Source organism: Nonomuraea sp. NPDC049725 (assembly GCF_040674795.1).
Lineage (GTDB): Bacteria > Actinomycetota > Actinomycetes > Streptosporangiales > Streptosporangiaceae > Nonomuraea > Nonomuraea ceibae.
The window spans coordinates 297,827-314,767 of the sequence record NZ_JBFANJ010000003.1; the positions used below are offsets into that span (position 1 = coordinate 297,827).

General features: G+C 73.0%; 21 protein-coding genes. 14 read left to right on the plus strand and 7 right to left on the minus strand.

All coding sequences use genetic code 11. The features are described 5' to 3' along the window. Positions 1 to 46 precede the first annotated feature (46 nt). Together AB0J53_RS09455 and AB0J53_RS09460 are read left to right on the plus strand one after the other, a co-directional pair. Positions 47 to 817: a hypothetical protein gene (locus tag AB0J53_RS09455; protein WP_364170399.1), complete on the plus strand. Its 771-nt coding sequence runs from the start codon at positions 47 to 49 to the stop codon at positions 815 to 817. 43 nt (positions 818 to 860) lie between these two features. Further along, a complete protein-coding gene (locus AB0J53_RS09460; protein ID WP_364170402.1) occupies positions 861 to 1,748 on the plus strand; it encodes a DUF2268 domain-containing putative Zn-dependent protease in 888 nt (295 codons plus the stop codon). Here the strand turns inward: AB0J53_RS09460 and AB0J53_RS09465 are convergent. Both AB0J53_RS09465 and AB0J53_RS09470 read right to left on the minus strand, forming a co-directional pair. Next, positions 1,718 to 2,356, minus strand: coding sequence for a response regulator transcription factor (locus AB0J53_RS09465; protein ID WP_219517140.1), 639 nt, complete (start codon positions 2,354 to 2,356; stop codon positions 1,718 to 1,720). The two genes, AB0J53_RS09460 and AB0J53_RS09465, sit on opposite strands and share 31 nt — an antisense overlap. Beyond that, on the minus strand, positions 2,353 to 3,624 hold the full coding sequence (locus tag AB0J53_RS09470) for a histidine kinase (protein WP_364170405.1): 1,272 nt from the start codon (positions 3,622 to 3,624) through the stop codon (positions 2,353 to 2,355). Before AB0J53_RS09470 ends, AB0J53_RS09465 begins: the two co-directional genes overlap by 4 nt. Positions 3,625 to 3,770: 146 nt before the next feature. On the opposite strand from AB0J53_RS09470, the gene AB0J53_RS09475 reads away from it, so the two are divergent. From AB0J53_RS09475 to AB0J53_RS09505, 7 genes are all read left to right on the plus strand, one after another. Further along, the gene (locus AB0J53_RS09475; protein WP_364170408.1) at positions 3,771 to 4,334 is read left to right on the plus strand and encodes an ATP-dependent Clp protease proteolytic subunit; all 564 of its coding nucleotides are present in this window, start codon (positions 3,771 to 3,773) and stop codon (positions 4,332 to 4,334) included. Between the two features lies 1 nt (position 4,335). Next, positions 4,336 to 4,953 carry an ATP-dependent Clp protease proteolytic subunit gene (locus AB0J53_RS09480; RefSeq protein WP_364170410.1) on the plus strand — a complete coding sequence of 206 codons (618 nt, stop codon included), beginning with the start codon at positions 4,336 to 4,338 and terminating at the stop codon, positions 4,951 to 4,953. A gap of 180 nt (positions 4,954 to 5,133) precedes the next feature. Then, entirely contained in the window at positions 5,134 to 5,895 is a 762-nt protein-coding gene (locus tag AB0J53_RS09485; RefSeq protein ID WP_219517146.1) for a TSUP family transporter, read from the plus strand. Between the two features lie 24 nt (positions 5,896 to 5,919). Then, positions 5,920 to 6,891: a YafY family protein gene (locus AB0J53_RS09490; protein ID WP_364170413.1), complete on the plus strand. Its 972-nt coding sequence runs from the start codon at positions 5,920 to 5,922 to the stop codon at positions 6,889 to 6,891. Between the two features lie 30 nt (positions 6,892 to 6,921). Beyond that, positions 6,922 to 7,548: a LysE family translocator gene (locus AB0J53_RS09495; protein ID WP_364170416.1), complete on the plus strand. Its 627-nt coding sequence runs from the start codon at positions 6,922 to 6,924 to the stop codon at positions 7,546 to 7,548. Beyond that, positions 7,545 to 8,273: an alpha/beta hydrolase gene (locus AB0J53_RS09500; RefSeq protein ID WP_364170419.1), complete on the plus strand. Its 729-nt coding sequence runs from the start codon at positions 7,545 to 7,547 to the stop codon at positions 8,271 to 8,273. Before AB0J53_RS09495 ends, AB0J53_RS09500 begins: the two co-directional genes overlap by 4 nt. A 3-nt stretch (positions 8,274 to 8,276) precedes the next feature. After that, complete coding sequence (locus AB0J53_RS09505) at positions 8,277 to 8,489, plus strand: hypothetical protein (protein WP_219517150.1); 213 nt, start codon at positions 8,277 to 8,279, stop codon at positions 8,487 to 8,489. Between the two features lie 62 nt (positions 8,490 to 8,551). Here AB0J53_RS09505 and AB0J53_RS09510 read toward each other — a convergent pair whose 3' ends face one another. Further along, positions 8,552 to 8,755, minus strand: a complete 204-nt coding sequence (locus tag AB0J53_RS09510) for a hypothetical protein (RefSeq protein ID WP_364170422.1) — start codon at positions 8,753 to 8,755, stop codon at positions 8,552 to 8,554. An 81-nt stretch (positions 8,756 to 8,836) separates the two neighbouring features. On the opposite strand from AB0J53_RS09510, the gene AB0J53_RS09515 reads away from it, so the two are divergent. Further along, positions 8,837 to 9,178 carry a VOC family protein gene (locus AB0J53_RS09515; RefSeq protein WP_364170425.1) on the plus strand — a complete coding sequence of 114 codons (342 nt, stop codon included), beginning with the start codon at positions 8,837 to 8,839 and terminating at the stop codon, positions 9,176 to 9,178. Positions 9,179 to 9,214: 36 nt separating this feature from the next. Here AB0J53_RS09515 and AB0J53_RS09520 read toward each other — a convergent pair whose 3' ends face one another. Continuing rightward, positions 9,215 to 10,084, minus strand: a complete 870-nt coding sequence (locus tag AB0J53_RS09520) for a hypothetical protein (RefSeq protein WP_364170428.1) — start codon at positions 10,082 to 10,084, stop codon at positions 9,215 to 9,217. Between the two features lie 28 nt (positions 10,085 to 10,112). Between AB0J53_RS09520 and AB0J53_RS09525 the strand changes: the two genes are divergently transcribed. The 3 genes from AB0J53_RS09525 to AB0J53_RS09535 all read left to right on the plus strand — a co-directional run bounded on the left by AB0J53_RS09525 (position 10,113) and on the right by AB0J53_RS09535 (position 14,774). After that, positions 10,113 to 10,691, plus strand: coding sequence for a CGNR zinc finger domain-containing protein (locus AB0J53_RS09525; protein ID WP_364170431.1), 579 nt, complete (start codon positions 10,113 to 10,115; stop codon positions 10,689 to 10,691). 188 nt (positions 10,692 to 10,879) lie between these two features. Continuing rightward, positions 10,880 to 11,710, plus strand: a complete 831-nt coding sequence (locus AB0J53_RS09530) for an NAD(P)H-binding protein (protein ID WP_364170434.1) — start codon at positions 10,880 to 10,882, stop codon at positions 11,708 to 11,710. Between the two features lie 148 nt (positions 11,711 to 11,858). Continuing rightward, on the plus strand, positions 11,859 to 14,774 hold the full coding sequence (locus AB0J53_RS09535; RefSeq protein ID WP_364170437.1) for a M36 family metallopeptidase: 2,916 nt from the start codon (positions 11,859 to 11,861) through the stop codon (positions 14,772 to 14,774). A 57-nt stretch (positions 14,775 to 14,831) separates the two neighbouring features. Here AB0J53_RS09535 and AB0J53_RS09540 read toward each other — a convergent pair whose 3' ends face one another. From AB0J53_RS09540 to AB0J53_RS09550, 3 genes are read right to left on the minus strand one after another with little or no spacing between them, the layout of a single operon-like run. Then, positions 14,832 to 15,188 (minus strand): arsenate reductase family protein, encoded by a 357-nt coding sequence (locus AB0J53_RS09540; protein ID WP_364170440.1) that lies wholly within the window; start codon positions 15,186 to 15,188, stop codon positions 14,832 to 14,834. 7 nt (positions 15,189 to 15,195) lie between these two features. After that, complete coding sequence (locus AB0J53_RS09545; protein WP_364170443.1) at positions 15,196 to 15,585, minus strand: hypothetical protein; 390 nt, start codon at positions 15,583 to 15,585, stop codon at positions 15,196 to 15,198. A 32-nt stretch (positions 15,586 to 15,617) separates the two neighbouring features. After that, positions 15,618 to 16,118, minus strand: coding sequence for a DUF2231 domain-containing protein (locus AB0J53_RS09550; RefSeq protein ID WP_364170446.1), 501 nt, complete (start codon positions 16,116 to 16,118; stop codon positions 15,618 to 15,620). A 97-nt stretch (positions 16,119 to 16,215) separates the two neighbouring features. On the opposite strand from AB0J53_RS09550, the gene AB0J53_RS09555 reads away from it, so the two are divergent. Further along, positions 16,216 to 16,914 (plus strand): helix-turn-helix domain-containing protein, encoded by a 699-nt coding sequence (locus tag AB0J53_RS09555; RefSeq protein ID WP_364170449.1) that lies wholly within the window; start codon positions 16,216 to 16,218, stop codon positions 16,912 to 16,914. Positions 16,915 to 16,941 lie beyond the last annotated feature (27 nt).

Genomic DNA, 16,941 nt, shown 5'->3' on the forward strand with positions numbered 1-16,941 from the left:
CCACCAAAGGCGCCGCAAACGTGCACGACGCCACGTCTGTGCTTTCATGGCAGATGTGGCAAGTCCGCTTCAGTTCGGTGATCCGCCACGGCTCGGGCCGTTCGTGGTGCAGGCCCGCCTGCACGCGGCCCCGGCCGGTTTCGTCTATCTGGGGCAGGGGCCCGACGGGCGCGCGGTCTCCCTGGCCGTGCTGACGCGCGGGGCGGCGTTCGACGCGGCGGCGCGCGAGCGGTTCGTGACCGCCGTGCGCGAGGCCGCGCCCGCCGAGCAGGCGGGCGTGCGCGGCTGGCTCGGGCGCGCCGGCAGGTCGCGGTCCGCGGTGGTCGACGACGTGCCCGCGGTGCTGGGCATGAACACCGGGCGGGCGCCCTGGGTGGCGGTGCCGTACGCGCCGGGCAAGGCGGGGGCCGAGCGGTTCCTGGAGCCGGTCATGGTGGGCGGCACGCTGATCGGGCAGGCGCACGGCCCGGACTTCGTCCCGTACTGGCTGACCGACCGCGCGCCCGCGCTGGCCCCGCCGGTGCGCAAGCGGCCGCTGACCGAGACGCGCAAGCGGGTGCTGATGGCGGCGCTGGCGGTGCTCGTGCTGCTTCTGCTGATGACGGTGATCGCGCTGCTCATGCTGGTGCGTTCCGACAACAGCGACCCGATGCCGCGCCAGCTCCCGCCGACACAGTTCCTGCCGAGCCCGCCGCCGACGCCGGCCACGCCGGAGCCGCAGCGGCCGAGCCCGTCGCCGACGCCCGAGCCGACGCGCAGCGGCGAGACGCCCGGCCGTTCGCCGGGGGACGGCGACCCGGAGAACCGGCAGCTCTGATCGATTTGAGCCTGACGTCGCGTGAGGCTCTAGCGTCACCGCCATGAAGTTCATCGTTCACGACACGGTCTCGGCGATGGCCGGGATGCTGAAGGGGCCGCGGGAGAAGCGGCCCGACGCGCTGCGCGAGATGCTGGCGCCGATGTGGGCGGCCTCGCGCGTGCCCGTGCCGGCCGACCTCGTCGACATGCACCACCAGGCCGGCGGGTTCCGGGCGGACGCCGACGATCCGCGCTACCTGGAGGCGCTGGACAGGCTGGCCCGGCAGGACGTGCTGGGGCAGATCGAGCGGGAGCTGGAGCGGGCCTCCGAGGCGCTGGGACACCTGGAGCAGGAGGAGCGGATCCAGGTGATGTTCGTGCTCGGCGATCCGGACAACGACCATCTGATGAGGGTGGCCGCCGGCTACTACGGGATGGGCGGCATCCCCGGGTGGCTCTACCTGCTGGCGTGGCCGTCAGACGAGGTCATCGGGCGGATCGGGCATCTGGCGGTGCACGAGTTCCACCACGCGGTGCGTTTCACCACGGTCGAGTGGCACCCGGTCGAGGTGACGGTCGGCGAGCACGTGATCAGCGAGGGGCTGGCCGAGGCGTTCGTGCGGGAGCTGTCGGGGGCCGAGGCGATGGGGCCGTGGTCGTCGATGGTGACGGGGGAGGAGTACGAGCGCGCGCGGACGAAGATCATGGCCGACTTCGAGCTGGCGGGCATGCAGCACACCTCCGCGTACGTGCTGGGCGACAGCGCCATGCGGCTGTTCGGCCAGGAGCCGCGCGGCATTCCGGATATGGCGGGATATTCGGTGGGGTTGTCGCTGGTGGACGAGATCATCGAGGCCACCGGCATGACCGCCGCCCAGCTCAGCGGCCTGCCCGTCGCCGAGCTCATGCGGCTGCGCGCTCAGCGCGGCGAGACGAAGCCCGACTCGTAGGCGGCGATGACCGCCTGGGTGCGGTCACGGGCGCCCAGCTTGGCGAGCACGTTGCCGACGTGCGTCTTGACCGTCTCCGGGCTGACGGTCAGCTCGGCGGCGATCTCGCCGTTGGACAGGCCCTTGGCCATCAGCCGCAGCACGTCCCCCTCCCGGCCGGTCAGCCTGCCGATCCCGGGCACCTCGGTGACCGGGCGGCGACCGGCCAGCGCGCGGATGGCGGCCGGGAACAGCAGCGTCTCCCCGGCCGCCACCAGCTTGACCGCGCGCACCAGCTCGTCCGGCCTGGTCCGCTTCAGCAGGAACCCGTCCGCGCCCGCCCGCAGCGCGTCGTAGACGTAGTCGTCGTTCTCGAACGTCGTCACCACCAGCACCTTCGGCGGGTCGTCCAGCGCCACCAGCCGCCGCGTGGCCTGGATGCCGTCGACGTCCGGCATCCGCACGTCCATCAGCACCACGTCGGGCCGCTCCCGGCGCACCACCGGCAGCACCGCGGCCCCGTCGGCGGCCTCCCCGACCACGCTCAGCTCCGGCTCGGAGTCGAGGATGACGCGCAGCCCCGCGCGGATGAGGTCCTCGTCGTCGGCGATCACGACCCTGATAGTCATGGATGCGACCGTAGCGGCAGCCGCACCCGGACGTGCCAGCCGCCCTCCCGCGGACCCGCGTCCATCTCGCCGCCGAGCAGCCGCACCCGCTCTCGCATCCCGGCCACTCCCCTGCCGCCGCCTCCGGGCCTGCCCCGGTCCGGCTCGCCGCCGCCGGTCCGGTTGACGACCTCCAGGTGCAGCGCGTGCTCCCGTACGCCGACCGTGACGTCCACGGGCGGGCGGCCGTGCTTGATGGCGTTGGTCAGCGCCTCCTGGACGATCCGGTACGCCTCCCGGGACACCGATCCGGGGACCGCGGCCAGGTCGCCCGCCTCCAGCCGCACCGGCACCCCCGCCCCGGCCACCAGCTCGGGCAGCCGCGCCAACGTGGCCGCGGGCTCCCTGCTCCGGCCGGGGTTGTCGGCGCCCTGGTCGCGGTCGTCCGCCGGCCGGTCGCGGTCGTCGGTGGGGCGGTCGTCCTGGCGGAGGAGGCCGAGGACGTGGTCGAGGTCCTCCAGGGCGGAGCGGGCCGACTGCTCGATGGCCGACAGGGCCGTACGCGCCAGGGCGGGGTCGCGGTCGAGGACGCGGCCGGCCGCGGCGGCCTGCAACGTGACCACGCTCAGCGCGTGCCCCACCGAGTCGTGCAGCTCGCGGGCCAGCCGGTTGCGCTGGGCCAGCGTACGGGCGTGCTCCTCGGCGGCGGCCAGCCGTTCGGCGGGGGTCGGGCCGAGCAGCGGGGGCGCCAGGCGGGCGAGCAGCGCCGCCGACCAGTGGACGAGCAGCACGAGCGGCACCAGCAGCGCCACCCCGGCGGCGGCCCAGCCGACGGCCTGCCACCCGCCGTCGACGCGGTAGCCGAGCATGTCCGGGACGCCGCCGACGAACGGCAGCGCCAGCGAGACCACCGTGAACGGCACGACCGCGAGGGTGAAGCCGCTGGCGAGCCCGCCGACGGCCAGGTGCAGCGTGTACCAGGCGGCCGTGCGCCGCCGCTCCTGCCAGGACCGCCGCGCTCCCGGCACCCCCGGCTCGACCCGGACACCCAGCAGGCCCTCGGCCGCGCTGATCTCCAGCGAGCGCACCGGCAGGAACAGCCCGGTGAGCGCCACGACGGGCAGCACCGCGGCGAAGACGCCGATCTGGGTGGGGAGCAGCACGCTGGCGGTCTGGTCGCCGCGCAGGATGCCGGAGACCAGCACGCCGACCATCATGTACGGCATCAGCAGGGCCCCGCCCAGGATCAGGCACGACCAGCGCCGGGCCAGCGATCGGTTCCATCTCACATCGGCGATTGTATGTCGACCTTTATTCGCTCTCGGTGGAATGCGCTTTTAGAGAAATGCGCCGCCAGCGAAAAGATTCCTTAATTCGCGAAGACCGGGTCTAACGTCGTCAATGTAAAACGGCACCACCAGAAAGGGCGAAGCCCATGACGGAGACTCTGCACGCGCAGTGGCCTGACCAGCTCAATCAGCGCCTGCTCAAGGAGCGCATCCTCGTTCTCGGCCAGGAGGTCGACGACGACATTTGCAACCGGCTGTGCGGTGAGCTGCTATTGCTGGCAGCCGAGGATCCGACCCGCGACATTACGCTTTACATCAATTCGCCGGGCGGTTCGGTGAGTGCCGGGATGGCGCTCTACGACATGATGCAGTTCGTGCCGTGCGACGTGGCGACGGTCGCGATGGGGTTCGCCGCGTCCATGGGGCAGCTCCTGCTCTGCGCCGGCGCGCCCGGCAAGCGCTACGCGCTGCCCAACTCGCGCGTCGTCATGCACCAGCCGCTCGGCGGCATCGGAGGCTCGGCCGCCGACATCCAGATCCAGGCCGAGAACATGCTCCACACCAAGCGGCGGATGGCCGAGATCATCGCCCACCACACGGGCCAGCCGCTGGAGCGCATCCAGGCCGATTCCGACCGCGACCGCTGGTTCACCGCCCGGGAAGCCCTGGAGTACGGCTTCGTCGACCACATCGCCGAAGGGACCAACTGACATGAGCGGACGCTACGTGCTGCCCTCGTTCACCGAGCGCACCTCCTACGGGGTCAAGGAGCTCAACCCGTACAACAAGCTCTTCGAGGACCGGATCATCTTCATCGGCACGCCGATCGACGACACGTCCGCCAACGACGTGATGGCGCAGCTCCTGACGCTCGAGTCGATCGACCCCGACCGGGACATCAACATGTACATCAACTCGCCGGGCGGGTCCTTCACCGCCATGGCGGCCATCTACGACACCATGCAGTTCGTCCGGCCGGAGATCCAGACGGTCTGCATCGGCGAAGCCGCCTCGGCGGCGGCCGTCCTGCTCGCCGCCGGCGCTCCCGGCAAGCGCGCCGCGCTGCCGCACGCCCGGGTCCTGCTCCACCAGCCCGCCACCGAGGGCAGCCGTGGCCAGTCCAGCGACCTGGAGATCCACGCCCGCGAGATCCTGCGCATGCGTGACCAGCAGGAGGAGATCCTGGCCCGCCACACCGGGCGCGGCCCCCTGGAGATCAGGAAGGACATCGAGCGCGACCGCGTCTTCACCGCCGAGCAGGCGCGCACGTACCGGCTCATCGACGACATCTTCGCCTCCCGCAAACGCACCCTCACCCCGGCCCGCTAGCCGGCCTTCCGGGGATCGCCCCTGTCCTGGGCGCGGGCCGGGGCGGGGGCCTCCCCGGCCCGCCGCGTCCCCGCAGGAGGCGGCGCGGCGTTGGGGCAGTGTCCGGTGATTGGCGTGTAATGCCTGCCCTATACCCTTTTGAGGGCCCTTTTGGGGTTTGTCGGGGGAGCGGGGAGTCGGGTGTCGCTGGAACAGGTTCTGCTCCTGCTCGTCGCGGCGGCCGGCGCCGGCTGGGTGGACGCGGTGGTGGGCGGCGGCGGGCTCCTGCAGTTGCCGGCGCTGATGGTGACCGGCATCTCGCCGGTGCAGGCGATGGCCACGAACAAGTTCTCCTCCGTGTTCGGCACCGCCTCGGCCGCCGTCACGTACGCGCTGACCACGAAGTTCGACCGGGAGGTGGCGCTGCCGGGGGCGGCGCTCGCGGTGCTGAGCGCCGGGCTGGGCGCGTCGGCGGCGGCGGCGATCAGCGCGGAGGTGCTGCGGCCGGCGGTGATGGTGATCCTGCTCGGCGTGGCGGCGTTCGTGACGTTGCGGCCGGCGCTCGGCGCCACCGGGCAGCCGCAGTTGCGCACCCGGCGCCGGGTGGCGCTCGCGGTGGGCGTGGCGGGGCTGGGGATCGCGTTCTACGACGGGATCATGGGCCCGGGCACGGGGACGTTCCTGATCATCGCGTTCACCACGATCATCGGGCTGGACTTCGTGTCGGCGTCCGCCTCTGCCAAGATCATCAACACCGGGACGAACCTGGGGGCGCTGCTGGTGTTCGGCTGGCAGGGGCACGTGCTGTGGGGGCTCGGGCTGGGCATGGCGGCGTGCAACATCGCCGGGGCGCAGGTCGGCGCGCGGATGGCCATCCGGCGCGGCACCGGGTTCGTGCGGATCATCCTGCTGTGCGTGGTGGTCGCGATGGTGGCCAGGCTCGGCTGGCAGCAGTTCGCATAACGGACGCGTCCCTACAATGGCGGCATGCGCGCGAGCCGTCTGTTGTCGCTACTGCTGCTGTTGCAGACGCGCGGCCGCATGACGGCGACCGAGCTGTCGGCGGAGCTGGAGGTCTCGGTCCGTACGGTGTACCGCGACGTGGAGGCGCTGTCGGCGGCCGGGGTGCCGGTCTACGCCGACCGCGGCCCGGCGGGCGGCTACCAGCTGCTCGACGGCTACCGCACCCGGCTCAACGGGCTGACCGCGGAGGAGGCGTCGTCGCTGTTCCTGGCCGGGCTGCCGGGGCCGGCGGCCGAGCTGGGGCTGGCCGAGGTGGCGGCGAACGCCGAGCTGAAACTCCTGGCCGCGCTGCCGCCCGAGCCGCGCTCGCACGCCTCGCGGATGCGCGAGCGGTTCCTGCTGGACGTGCCCGGCTGGTACCGGGGCGCCGACGACGTGCCGCACCTGACCGAGGTGTCGGAGGCGGTGTGGGATCAGCGCCCGCTGCGGATGACCTACCGGCGGTGGGGGCAGCAGGTGGTCGAGCGGCTGGTGCACCCGTACGGGCTGGTGCTCAAGGGCGGCACCTGGTACATGGTCGCGGCGCCGCCCGGCGGCAGCCCGCGCACGTACCGGGTGTCGCGGGTGCTGACGGCCGAGACGGCGCCCGGGCGGTTCGAGCGGCCCGAGGGGTTCGACCTGGCCGAGTTCTGGCAGGCGTACGCGGCCGAGTTCCGGCAGCGCATGTACACCGCCGAGGCGGTGATCAGGCTGGCGCCCGGCACGGAGGACATGCTGGCGTACACGATGGGCGCCGAGGTGGTCACGGCGGCGCTGGAGGCGGGCGGCGAGACCGACGCCGAAGGGTGGCGCACGCTGACCGTGCCCATCGAGTCGATCAGGCACGCCCGCTGGCTGCTGCTGCGCATGGGCGCGGACGTGGAGGTGCTCGGCCCGCCCGAACTGCGCGTCCTCATGGCGGAGGCGGTCACGGCCCTCGGAAAAATGTACGGATAATCCGGATTCGTTCTGGCACGATGGCCGCTTATGTATCTACTAGCTTTCATCGGCGCGTGCGTGCTGGTGGCGATGGTGCCCGGGGTGAGCACCGCCGTCATCCTGCGCCAGACGGTCAGATCGGGGCGCGGCTCCGGGCTGTCGGCCACGCTCGGCAACGAGACGGGCATCCTGGCGTGGGGCCTGGCCGCCGCGTTCGGCCTGTCGGCGCTGCTGCTCGCCTCGCAGGTGGCCTACGACGTCATGCGGATCACCGGCGCGGTCGTGCTCGTGGTCATGGGCGCGCAGTCGCTCTGGCAGGCCCGGCGCGGCGCGCCCGAGCCCCGACCGGCCGACGCGCTCGTGCCGTCCGCCGCCGGTCACCGCAGGTCCTACCTGCTCGGGCTGGGCACCTGCCTGGCCAACCCCAAGGCGGCGGTGTTCGCGATGTCGTTCCTGCCGCAGTTCGTGCCGCAAGGCCGGAACGTCCCGCTCACGCTGGTGACCCTGGCCGTCGTGTGGGTCCTCGTGGACCTGCTCTGGTACACCGCGCTCATCTGGGCCGTCGCGCAGGCCAAGGACATGCTGGGACGCCCGGCGGTGCGGCGATGGCTGGAGCGGATCTCCGGTGTCGTCCTCATCGGACTGGGCATGCGACTGGTCGTGGAGGCCAAATGACGATCTGGTACGAAGAAGCGGGCACCGGCGAGCCGGTCGTGCTCCTCGCGTCGAGCGCCGCCGACGCCGGCATGTGGGACGCCCAGTGGGAGCCGCTGGCCGAGCGGTTCCGCGTGATCAGGCTCGACTACCGCGGCTTCGGCCGCACCCCGTACGCCGCCGACGCGCCCTACAGCGACGCGGGCGACGTGGCCGACGTGCTCGCCACGCTCGGCGTGGAACGCGCCGCGCTCGTCGGCTCCTCCTACGGCTGCCGCATCGCGCTGCAGCTCGGCGCCATGGCGACCCGGCTCGTGCTCATGAACCCCGGCTCCGACCTGCCCAAGACGCCCGACGTGCTCGCGTTCGGCGAGGAGGAGGACCGGCTGCTGGAGCTCGGCGACGCGCAGGGCGCGGCCGAGCTGAACGCCCGCACCTGGCTCGGCCCCGAGGCCGACGAGGCCACCAGGCAGCGCGTGACCGAGATGCAGCGCCACGCCTTCACGATGCAGCTCGCGGCCGACCCCGAGCCGTCGCAGTTCGAGCCGGACTTCTCGCTCGCCGACGTCAAGGCGCCCGCGCTGATCGTCACCGGCCCGTACGACCTGGAGCACTTCCGCCAGAGCGCCCGCTACCTGGCCACCGAACTGCCGGACGCCCGGCTGCTCGAACTCGACTGGGCCGGCCACCTGCCCGCCCTCGAACGGCCGCAGGAGGTCACCCGGCTCCTGCTGGACTACCTTTAGTGCATGACGAACGATCTGGCGACACTGCTGCGGCAGGCCCAGGACGACGACCCGATCCGGGCACTGGAGGCCACGACCGCGCTGCGCCATGAGATCGAGCGCATCGAGGCGGTCCAGGTCCGGCGCGCCCGCGTGGCGGGCCTGGCGTGGGCCCAGATCGCCCACGCGATCGGCGTCAGCAAGCAGGCCGTGCACAAGAAGTACGGCAAACGCTAGCCGGCCAGCCTCGCCGATGTCCCCCGGCGTAGCCGCGCCCGACCACGCGGCTGCGCCGAGCCCTACTCCCTCTTCTGGCGTCGTACCGCGAACCAGGCGCTGATCATGGCAATGGCCGTGCCGCCGGCTCCGAACACGAAGCCGCGCCCGAACCCGATGCCGATGACGCTGGTAAAGATGCCGACGGCCGTGGCGCACACGGCGATGACGAGCAGGACGACAACGCCTCCTGCCATGATCTGGGCCGCCTTCTTCAGGTCGGGCATGAAAGGATCCTAGGGGCTCGCCGCAGGGCCGTTCTCGGGCCGGCCGCGGGCGATGACGCTGAACGTTCTGGAGGCACCGGTATGCCCGCGCAGCTCGGCTACTTCACGTTGTCCGTGACGGACCTGGATCGGGCCGCCGCCTTCTACGGGGCGCTGTTCGGGTGGGAGAGCAGGCGGGAGCACGAGACGTACCTGCATGTCACGAACACGACGGTGCCGATGGGGTTCGTGCCGGGCGGGCCGTCGTCGCAGCCCAACCTCTACTTCCACGTGGCCGACCTCGACGCCGCGATCGAGCGGGTGCGCGAGCTCGGCGGCAGCACCGGCGACGTGATGGACAGCAAGTCGGGCCGGGGCTGCACGTGCACCGACGACCAGGGCACGGTCGTCAGCCTGTGGCAGCCCGCGCCCGGCTTCGGGTGAGCACACGGGTGAGCGCGCGGGTGAGCATGCGGGTGGTCAGTCGGGCGCCTTGACCGTGGCGATGCCGAGCGTGCTGGTCATCGGCAGCAGCCCGGACCCGAAGACCGGGCCGAGCACCGGCCCGATCAGCTTCGCCAGCCGTGCCGCGCCTTCCTCGCCCAGCTCGCGCCACGGCCCGGCGGCCAGCTCGTCGGTCATCCGCTCCACCTGGTCGCGCAGCTCGCGGCCGCGCGCGGTGGCCAGGCCGGCGTCGTCGACGAGACCGCGCGCGGCCAGCCGGTCGCGGGCCGCGGCCCACTCCTCGGCGCTCCAGCCGCGCCCGGCGAAGTTCTCCACCGGCGCCGCGCCGATCGCCGCGAACGACACCAGCGACTCGCACGGGTCGAGCCCGGCGGCCAGCAGCGCGGCCAGGTGGCCGTCGCCGCGGTGCTCGCGCAGCACGGTGGCGGCGTGCCACAGCGCCAGGTGCGGCTCGGCCGGCCACGGCAGGTCCAGGTTGGCGGCGGCGAGCGGCCGCCCCGCCGCCGTCACGCTCCGGGCGGCGCGACCGGCCAGCTCGGCGGCCTCCGCCAGTTCGGCACCGTCCAGCGCGTCACCGAGCAGGGTCCGGTACGTCCGGTCCACCGCCCTGAGCCTGGCCCGCAGCACGTCGGCGGGGGAGGCGGTCTCCCAGGCGGCGGGGACGTGCTCGGCGACCATGCCGGGGCTGAAGCTGTAGCACGCGGAGGCGGCCGAAAGGGCGCCCACGGCCCCGAGCGGGGCGAGCCGGTAGGCGAAGTATGCGGGCCAGCGCGACTCGACGTCGTAGCCGAGCGCCGCCGCCTCCTCGAACGCCTCCGGCGAGAAGTACACGATCGCGTGGACGGGCTCAAGCTGGTGCCACATGCTGCGGGCAAGCTTCGACATACCGAAATCCTCACTGTCTAGTTAAGGTATGACGGTGACGATAGAGGCGTGGCGCATCACTGGTCAATCCCAAATAGACAGTTATGTCGGGCGGTGGGTGGAGCTGGCGGCCGTCCTGGTGAACACCTTCGTGATCACCCAGGCCCGGGGCCGCCCCGCCGAGCGGCCCGACGGTGACGCCGCGCGCCTGGCCGCCGTCGCCGAGGCCGCCGGGCCCGGTCACGGGCAGGTCCCCGCCGACGCCGCCGCGCTGGCCGCCGTCGCCGCCGAACTGCACCCGGCGTTCACCGCCGACCCCGGCGCCGTCGCCGGGCTGAACGCGATGCTCGTGCGGCACGGCGCCGTTCCCTGCCTGTACGGGGACCCGCCCATGCTGGGCTTCCACGCCCGCGAGGCCGCGCCGGTCGACGCCTGGGCCGCCAGCACGGGCACCGCCCTCGCCATGGTCATCGGCGTCGGCCAGGGCGTGCGGCTGCGCTCGTGCGAGGCGGCCGGCTGCGACCTGGTCTTCTACGACGTCACCCGCAACGCCTCACGCCGGTTCTGCGGCCTGTCGTGCCAGAACCGCGCCAAGGCCACCGCCTACCGGGCCCGCCGCCGCGCCTGAGGCTCCCGCCCGTTCTCTGGCGGGAGCGCCCGCCACCCCGCCTGAGGCCGCCCGTTCCCCGGCGGGAGCGCCCGCCGCCGTACGCCGTCACCCACGCCCCGACATGACCGGGATCCTGCCGCCGAACGCGGACGGAAGCCGGCCGCGATCCCTCCTAATGTCGGCGCCACGACGGAAGGAGAACTCTCATGACCATTCTCGTCTCGGGCGCCACAGGCAACGTCGGCCGCCCGCTGGTCGAGCAGCTGCTGGCCGCCGGGCACCCGGTGCGGGCCCTCACCCGTGACCCGGCGAAGGCCGGGCTGCCGGCGGGCGTGGAGGTGGTGGCCGGGAACCTGGCCGACGCCGGCGGTCTCGCCGGCGCGTTCGCCGGCGTCACCGCCGTTCACCTGATCAGCTTCGACGCCTCCGACTACCGGCCGCTGGCGAACGGCCCCGAGCTGGTGGACCTGGCGATCCGCTCGGGCGTGCGCAGGGTGACGGTGCTGAAGGGCGGCGTGGGCAAGAGCCCGCTGGAGGAGGCGATCGAGGCCGGCGGGCTGGAGTGGACGTACCTGGCGCCGGTGGAGTTCATGTCGAACGCGCTGGAGTGGGCCGGGCCGATCGCCGCCGAGGGGGTGGTGCGTGACGGGTTCGCCGAGTCCAGGAGCGCGATGGTGCACGAGGCGGACATCGCGGCCGTGGCCGCCGCCGCGCTGACCGGCGACGGCCACGCGGGCCGGGAGTACTGGCTGACCGGCCCGCAGGCGCTGACGCCGCCGGACAAGGTACGCGTGATCGGCGAGGTGCTGGGCCGTGAGCTGCGCTTCGTCGAGCTGAGCCGTGACGAGATGGTGGAGCGGTGGCGCGCCGAGGGCTACTCGGACGACGACGTGGACTTCTTCCTCATGGTGCGCACCGACCCGCCCGTGGCCGGCTCCATGGTGCTGCCCACGGTCGAGGAGGTCACCGGCCGCCCGGCCAGGACGTTCGCGCAGTGGGTGGGCGAGCACGCCGCCGCCTTCGCCCCGCAGCGGTAGGCGAATCGGGAGGAGGGGCGCGCACCGGCCGCGCCCCTCTATACGCCGATATTTCGCGCTTTACAAGTTCTTGTCATGCAATGAAACGGGTGTTACCTCTTGCGGAGGCGCGTGGCACACGCGCCTTCTGGCGTGCAGGAGGACAACGGTGTCAGCAAAACCCTGGTTACGCAGCACTCTACTGGTCGTCGCCCTGACGGCCTCGGCCCTGCCCCTGGCGGGCGCCGCCCACGGTGAGCCCGGCGGAACCGGTCAGCCCGGCGCGCGGGCCGCCGAGGTCCACGACTTCCAGGGCGAGAGCCACGGCAAGCCCGACCTGGACAACCGGCGGGGCACGGTCCCGCCGCCCGCCGGGGTCGCCCGCAGCGCGGCGGCGGACGGCGTCCGCTGGAACGCGCTCGGCACCCCGGCCGTCGTGACCGGCGCCGAACCGCTGGCCGAAGGGCTCGGCGCGGACCCCGAACAGGCCGCGCGCGCGTACCTGAAGGCCAACGAGGCGCTCTTCGGCCTGTCCGGCGCGTCCGTGGACGCGCTCGAACGCGTCGCGGTCAACCCCATCGGCGAGGGCCACGCCGTGCTGCTGCGGCAGCGGTTCGGCGACCTGCCGGCCGGCGTGGACGGCATGGTGGCCGTGGGCGTCTCCGGCGGGAAGATCCGTCATGTCACCTCGTCGCTGTCGCGCGACACGGCCGCGCCGCCCGCCGCGGCGATCAGCGAGCAACAGGCGCTGGAGATCGCCGCCCGGGACGGCGGCATCGACCTGGCCAAGGCCACCACCAAGAAGGTCACCAAGGTGGCCGTGCCCGCGGCCGACGGCGTGCACAGCGCCTACCAGGTCGTCCTGATCGGCGGCGACCCGGAGGAGGCCGCCGCGTACACCACGCACGTGGACGCCGTCAGCGGCGCCGTCCTCGTCCGGGAGAACCTGGTCGACCACCACGCCGACCCGGACAACCCGAGCTGGGCGGCGTTCCCGGCCAACCCGCCCGCCGACTACTCCTCCGCCGACACCCGCGACATCTGGTGCCACGCGGCGGGCCCCGGCTGCGACTACGTCGTCGGCGGCGACCCGGCCACCGGCAAGGCGTGGGACGTCGACCACGCCACCGGCACGCCGACCGGCACCAGCAAGGGCAACGCGGCGCACACGTTCGAGAACCGGGCCAGCGGCGACCCGTTCACCGTCGGCACCCGCTCCAACGTGGCCACGCCCGGCCGCGACTACGTCTACCCGTGGCGCAACACCTGGTACGAGGCCAAGTGCGACCCGGCGGTGTTCGACCAGCCGGGCGAGAACGACCTCGAGGCGTCCATCGCCAACCTGCACGCCATGCACAACCGCATGCACGACTGGTCCTACCGGCTCGGCTTCACCGAGACCGCGTGGAACATGCAGGACGACAACGGCGAGCGCGGCGGGCTCGGCGGCGACCCCGAGCTGGGCAACGCCCAGGCCGGGGCCCGCGTGCTGAGCGTGCGCGACAACGCCAACCAGATCACCGGCCCCGACGGGGTCGCGCCGATCACGAACATGTACCTGTGGCAGCCGATCGCCGGCGCCTTCTACGCGCCCTGCGTGGACGGCGACTACGACATGTCGGTCATCGGGCACGAGTACAGCCACGCGATCTCCGGCCGCATGATCGGCGGCCCGAACGCCGGCTGGAGCGGCGCCCAGGCCGGGGCCATGAACGAGAGCACCTCCGACCTGTTCGCCATGGAGTACCTGTTCGAGTACGGGTTCCGCCCGCGCGGTGACACCCCGTACGTCACCGGCGGGTACGTCACCGGCGACGCCACGCGCGGCATCCGCAACTACGACATGTCGAAGTCGCCGCTCAACTACAGCGACGTCGCCTACGACATCGTCGGCCAGCAGGTGCACGCCGACGGCGAAATCTGGACCGCCACCCAGTACGACGTGCGCGCCGCGTTCGTCAAGCGCTACGGCAAGGGCAGCGCCGGGCAGCAGAAGGCGTGCGCCGACGGCCGGACCCCGGTCGAGCGCTGCCCGGGCAACCGGCGCTGGGCGCAGCTGTCGTTCGACGCGCTGCTGCTCATGGCCTCCGGCGCGGTCAGCTACGTCGACCACCGTGACGCGCTGCTGGCCGCCGACACCATCCGGTTCGGCGGCAAGAACCACGACATCATGTGGCGCGCGTTCGCCGAGCACGGCCTCGGCGAGGGCGCGTCCAGCAACGGGCCGAACGACCCCGACCCGGTGCCCAGCTTCGCCGACCCCGAGGGCAAGAACGGCAAGCTGCGGCTCAAGCCGCTCGGCGAGGCGAAGGACGCGGCGCTGCGGCTCTACGTCGGCGACTACGAGGCCCGCGCGGTCCCCGTCGCCGACACCGATCCGGCCACCGAGCTGGGCGACACCGTCACGATGACGCCCGGCGTGTACGACTTCGTGGTCGCCGGTGACGGGTTCGGGCACCGGCGGCTGAAGTTCGTCGTGGTCGGCGGCGTGACGCTGCCGCTCCCGCTGCCGCTGACCCGCAACCACGCCTCCGCGTCCGCCGGCGCCGCCGCCACCGGCGACGGCGTCAACCACGCCAAGCTGATCGACGAGACCGAGGCGACGAACTGGGCCTCGCTGACCGGCGCCCCGGCGGGCAAGGCGGTCACGGTGGACCTGGCGGGTGACGAGCCCGTCAAGATCCGCCGGGTTCAGGTGAGCGCGATGCTCAGGCCCAACGTCGGCGACCCCGCCGACCCGGGCGGCCAGAACCGGTTCTCCGCGCTGCGCTCCTTCGAGGTGCTCGCCTGCCAGCAGGACTGCGCGGACCCGGCGAACTTCACGAAGATCTACACCAGCCCCGCGGACGCATTCCGGACCGCGCTGCCGCGGCCCCGGGGCGCCGACCTGCTCATCGAGTCGTTCCGGGTGCCCGCCACGACGGCGACGCACCTGATGCTCCGCACGCTCACCACCCAGTGCACCGGTAACCCGCTCTACGCCGGCGAGCAGGACGCCGATCCCAACTCCGCGACGGACTGCGCCACGGCCAGCCCGCAGCGGGACCAGGTGCGGGCCGCCGAGTTCCAGGCGTACTCGTACTAGAGAACCCGGGGGGTGAGGCCCGCGCGGGCCGCACCCCGTCCGGCTCAGCCCAGTGCGTCAGCCCAGTGCGGACCGGACCGCCTCCTCGGTGCGGGCGATCACCGTGGGGCCGTCCTCGGCCGTGATGATGGGCCGCTGGATGAGGATCGGGTTCGCCGCCAGCGCCGCGACCCAGCGGTCGCGGCTGCCGGCGTCGCGCGGCCAGTCGTCCAGGCCCAGCTCCGCCGCGCGGGGCTCGCCGGTGCGGGTGATGTCCCACGGTTCGAGGCCCAGCCGGGCCAGCACCTGCCGGATCTCGCCTTCCGTGGGCGGGTCGTCCAGGTAGCGGCGCACGGTGTACGCGGCCCGCTCCGCGTCCAGCACCGACAGCGCGGAACGGCACTTCGAGCAGGCGGGGTTGATCCAGATCTCCATGCCGGAATCATCCCCCGGCCGCGGCCACCGCGGTGAGCAGGACGAGCACCAGCGTGGCGACGGCGAACACGCCGTGCGCGACGACGACGGCCACCGGGATGGCCGCCTCGGGCGCCGCCGTGCCGCGCGCCGGGATCCACCGGGCCAGCAGGACGAAGCCGAGCAGCGCCACCGGAACCAGGATGACGAGCGCCGCCCAGGCCAGCGCCGTCGCGCCGGTCACCAGGTAGGCGATCCAGACGACGAGGCCGGCGGCGGCCAGCAGGAAGTGGCCGGAGACGACGGGGACGGGGAAGCGGCCGGAGGCGCCGCCACGGCGGCGCGAGAGCCAGCGCCCCAGCATGAAGAACCCGCCGAGCGCGGTGACGAGCCAGGTGACGAGCGCTGTGGTGCTCATGGTGTCCTACTCCTTCTCACGATTGCTCCTCGTCACGATTGACGGAAGCCTTCGGCCTGCGTGGCCTCGTCGGCCACCCGGACGCCGTACCGGTAGGCGAGCCTGCCGCCCAGGGTCCCCGCCGCCGCCAGCCCGGCCAGCCCGGCCGCCGACAGCGCGAGCTGGCCCGCGCCCACCGCGTCACCGGGCAGGCGCCACGCCCACGCCGCCCCGAACACGGCGGTGACGGTCAGGGTCAGCCCCATGTGCGCCAGCGCCGTGCGGTAAGCCGGGGTGCCGGGCTCGATGGACAAGAAGTCGAGGAACCCGAACGCGGCCGCCGCCAGGGCGCCGATCACGCCGATCGCGATCAGCCAGAGCGCCCCCTTCGCCAGGAACCCCGCGTCACCGGTCACGAGCGAGGCCAGGTCGAAGACCAGGCTCGTCACCCATGCGCCGATCGGCACGGTCACCAGCATCGGATGCAGCGGATGCCCGTACGGCCCCGCGAGCGGCGTCGAGGGACGCTTGGCCCGGAACAGCGGACTGGACATGGCCCACCTCCTATTTCACCAACGAGTTTTAGTGAAACTCCGCGCAGCCGTCAATAGGCTGGGATTGACGTACAGGAATGGGTGTTATTCTCGGATTGTGAGCCAACCCTCGCTTGACGCCGTCGCGGCGCTCGGCGACGACCTGCGCCGCCGCATGTACGACTTCATCCGCCGCGCCGGGACGCCCGTGACCCGCGACGAGGCCGCCGCCAGCGTCGGCATCTCCCGCAAGCTCGCCGCCTTCCACCTCGACAAGCTCGTCGACGTCGGCCTGCTCACCGCCCGCTACGCGCAGCCGTCCGGCGCCCGCCGCGTCGGCCGCGCCCCCAAGGTCTACGAGCCCGCCGGGCTCGACGTGCGCGTCAGCATCCCGCAGCGCGAGCACGGCCTGCTCGCCGCCATCCTCCTGGAGGCCGTACGCGCCCAGGCCCCCGGCGAGCCGGGCCGCGACGCCGCGCTCCGCGTCGCCGGGCTGCGCGGCCGGGCACTCGGCGAGGCCGAACGCGACCGGCTCAAACCCGGCCGCCTCGGCGCCGAACGGGCGCTCACCTGCGCCGCGCAGACCCTCGAAAGCCACGGCTTCGAGCCCGACCGCGTCACGCCGACGCTCATGCGGCTGCGCAACTGCCCGTTCCACCCGCTGGCCGCCGAGGACCCCGACCTGGTGTGCGCGATCAACCACGCGTTCCTGGCCGCGTTCCTCGACGGGCTCGGCGCCTCCGCCGTCGACGCCGCCCTGCGCCCCCGCGAGGGCGCCTGCTGCGTGGAGCTCGGCGCGGCCCCGCCCGCGAGCTGACGCCCGGGTTGGGTAGGTTGGCCCGTC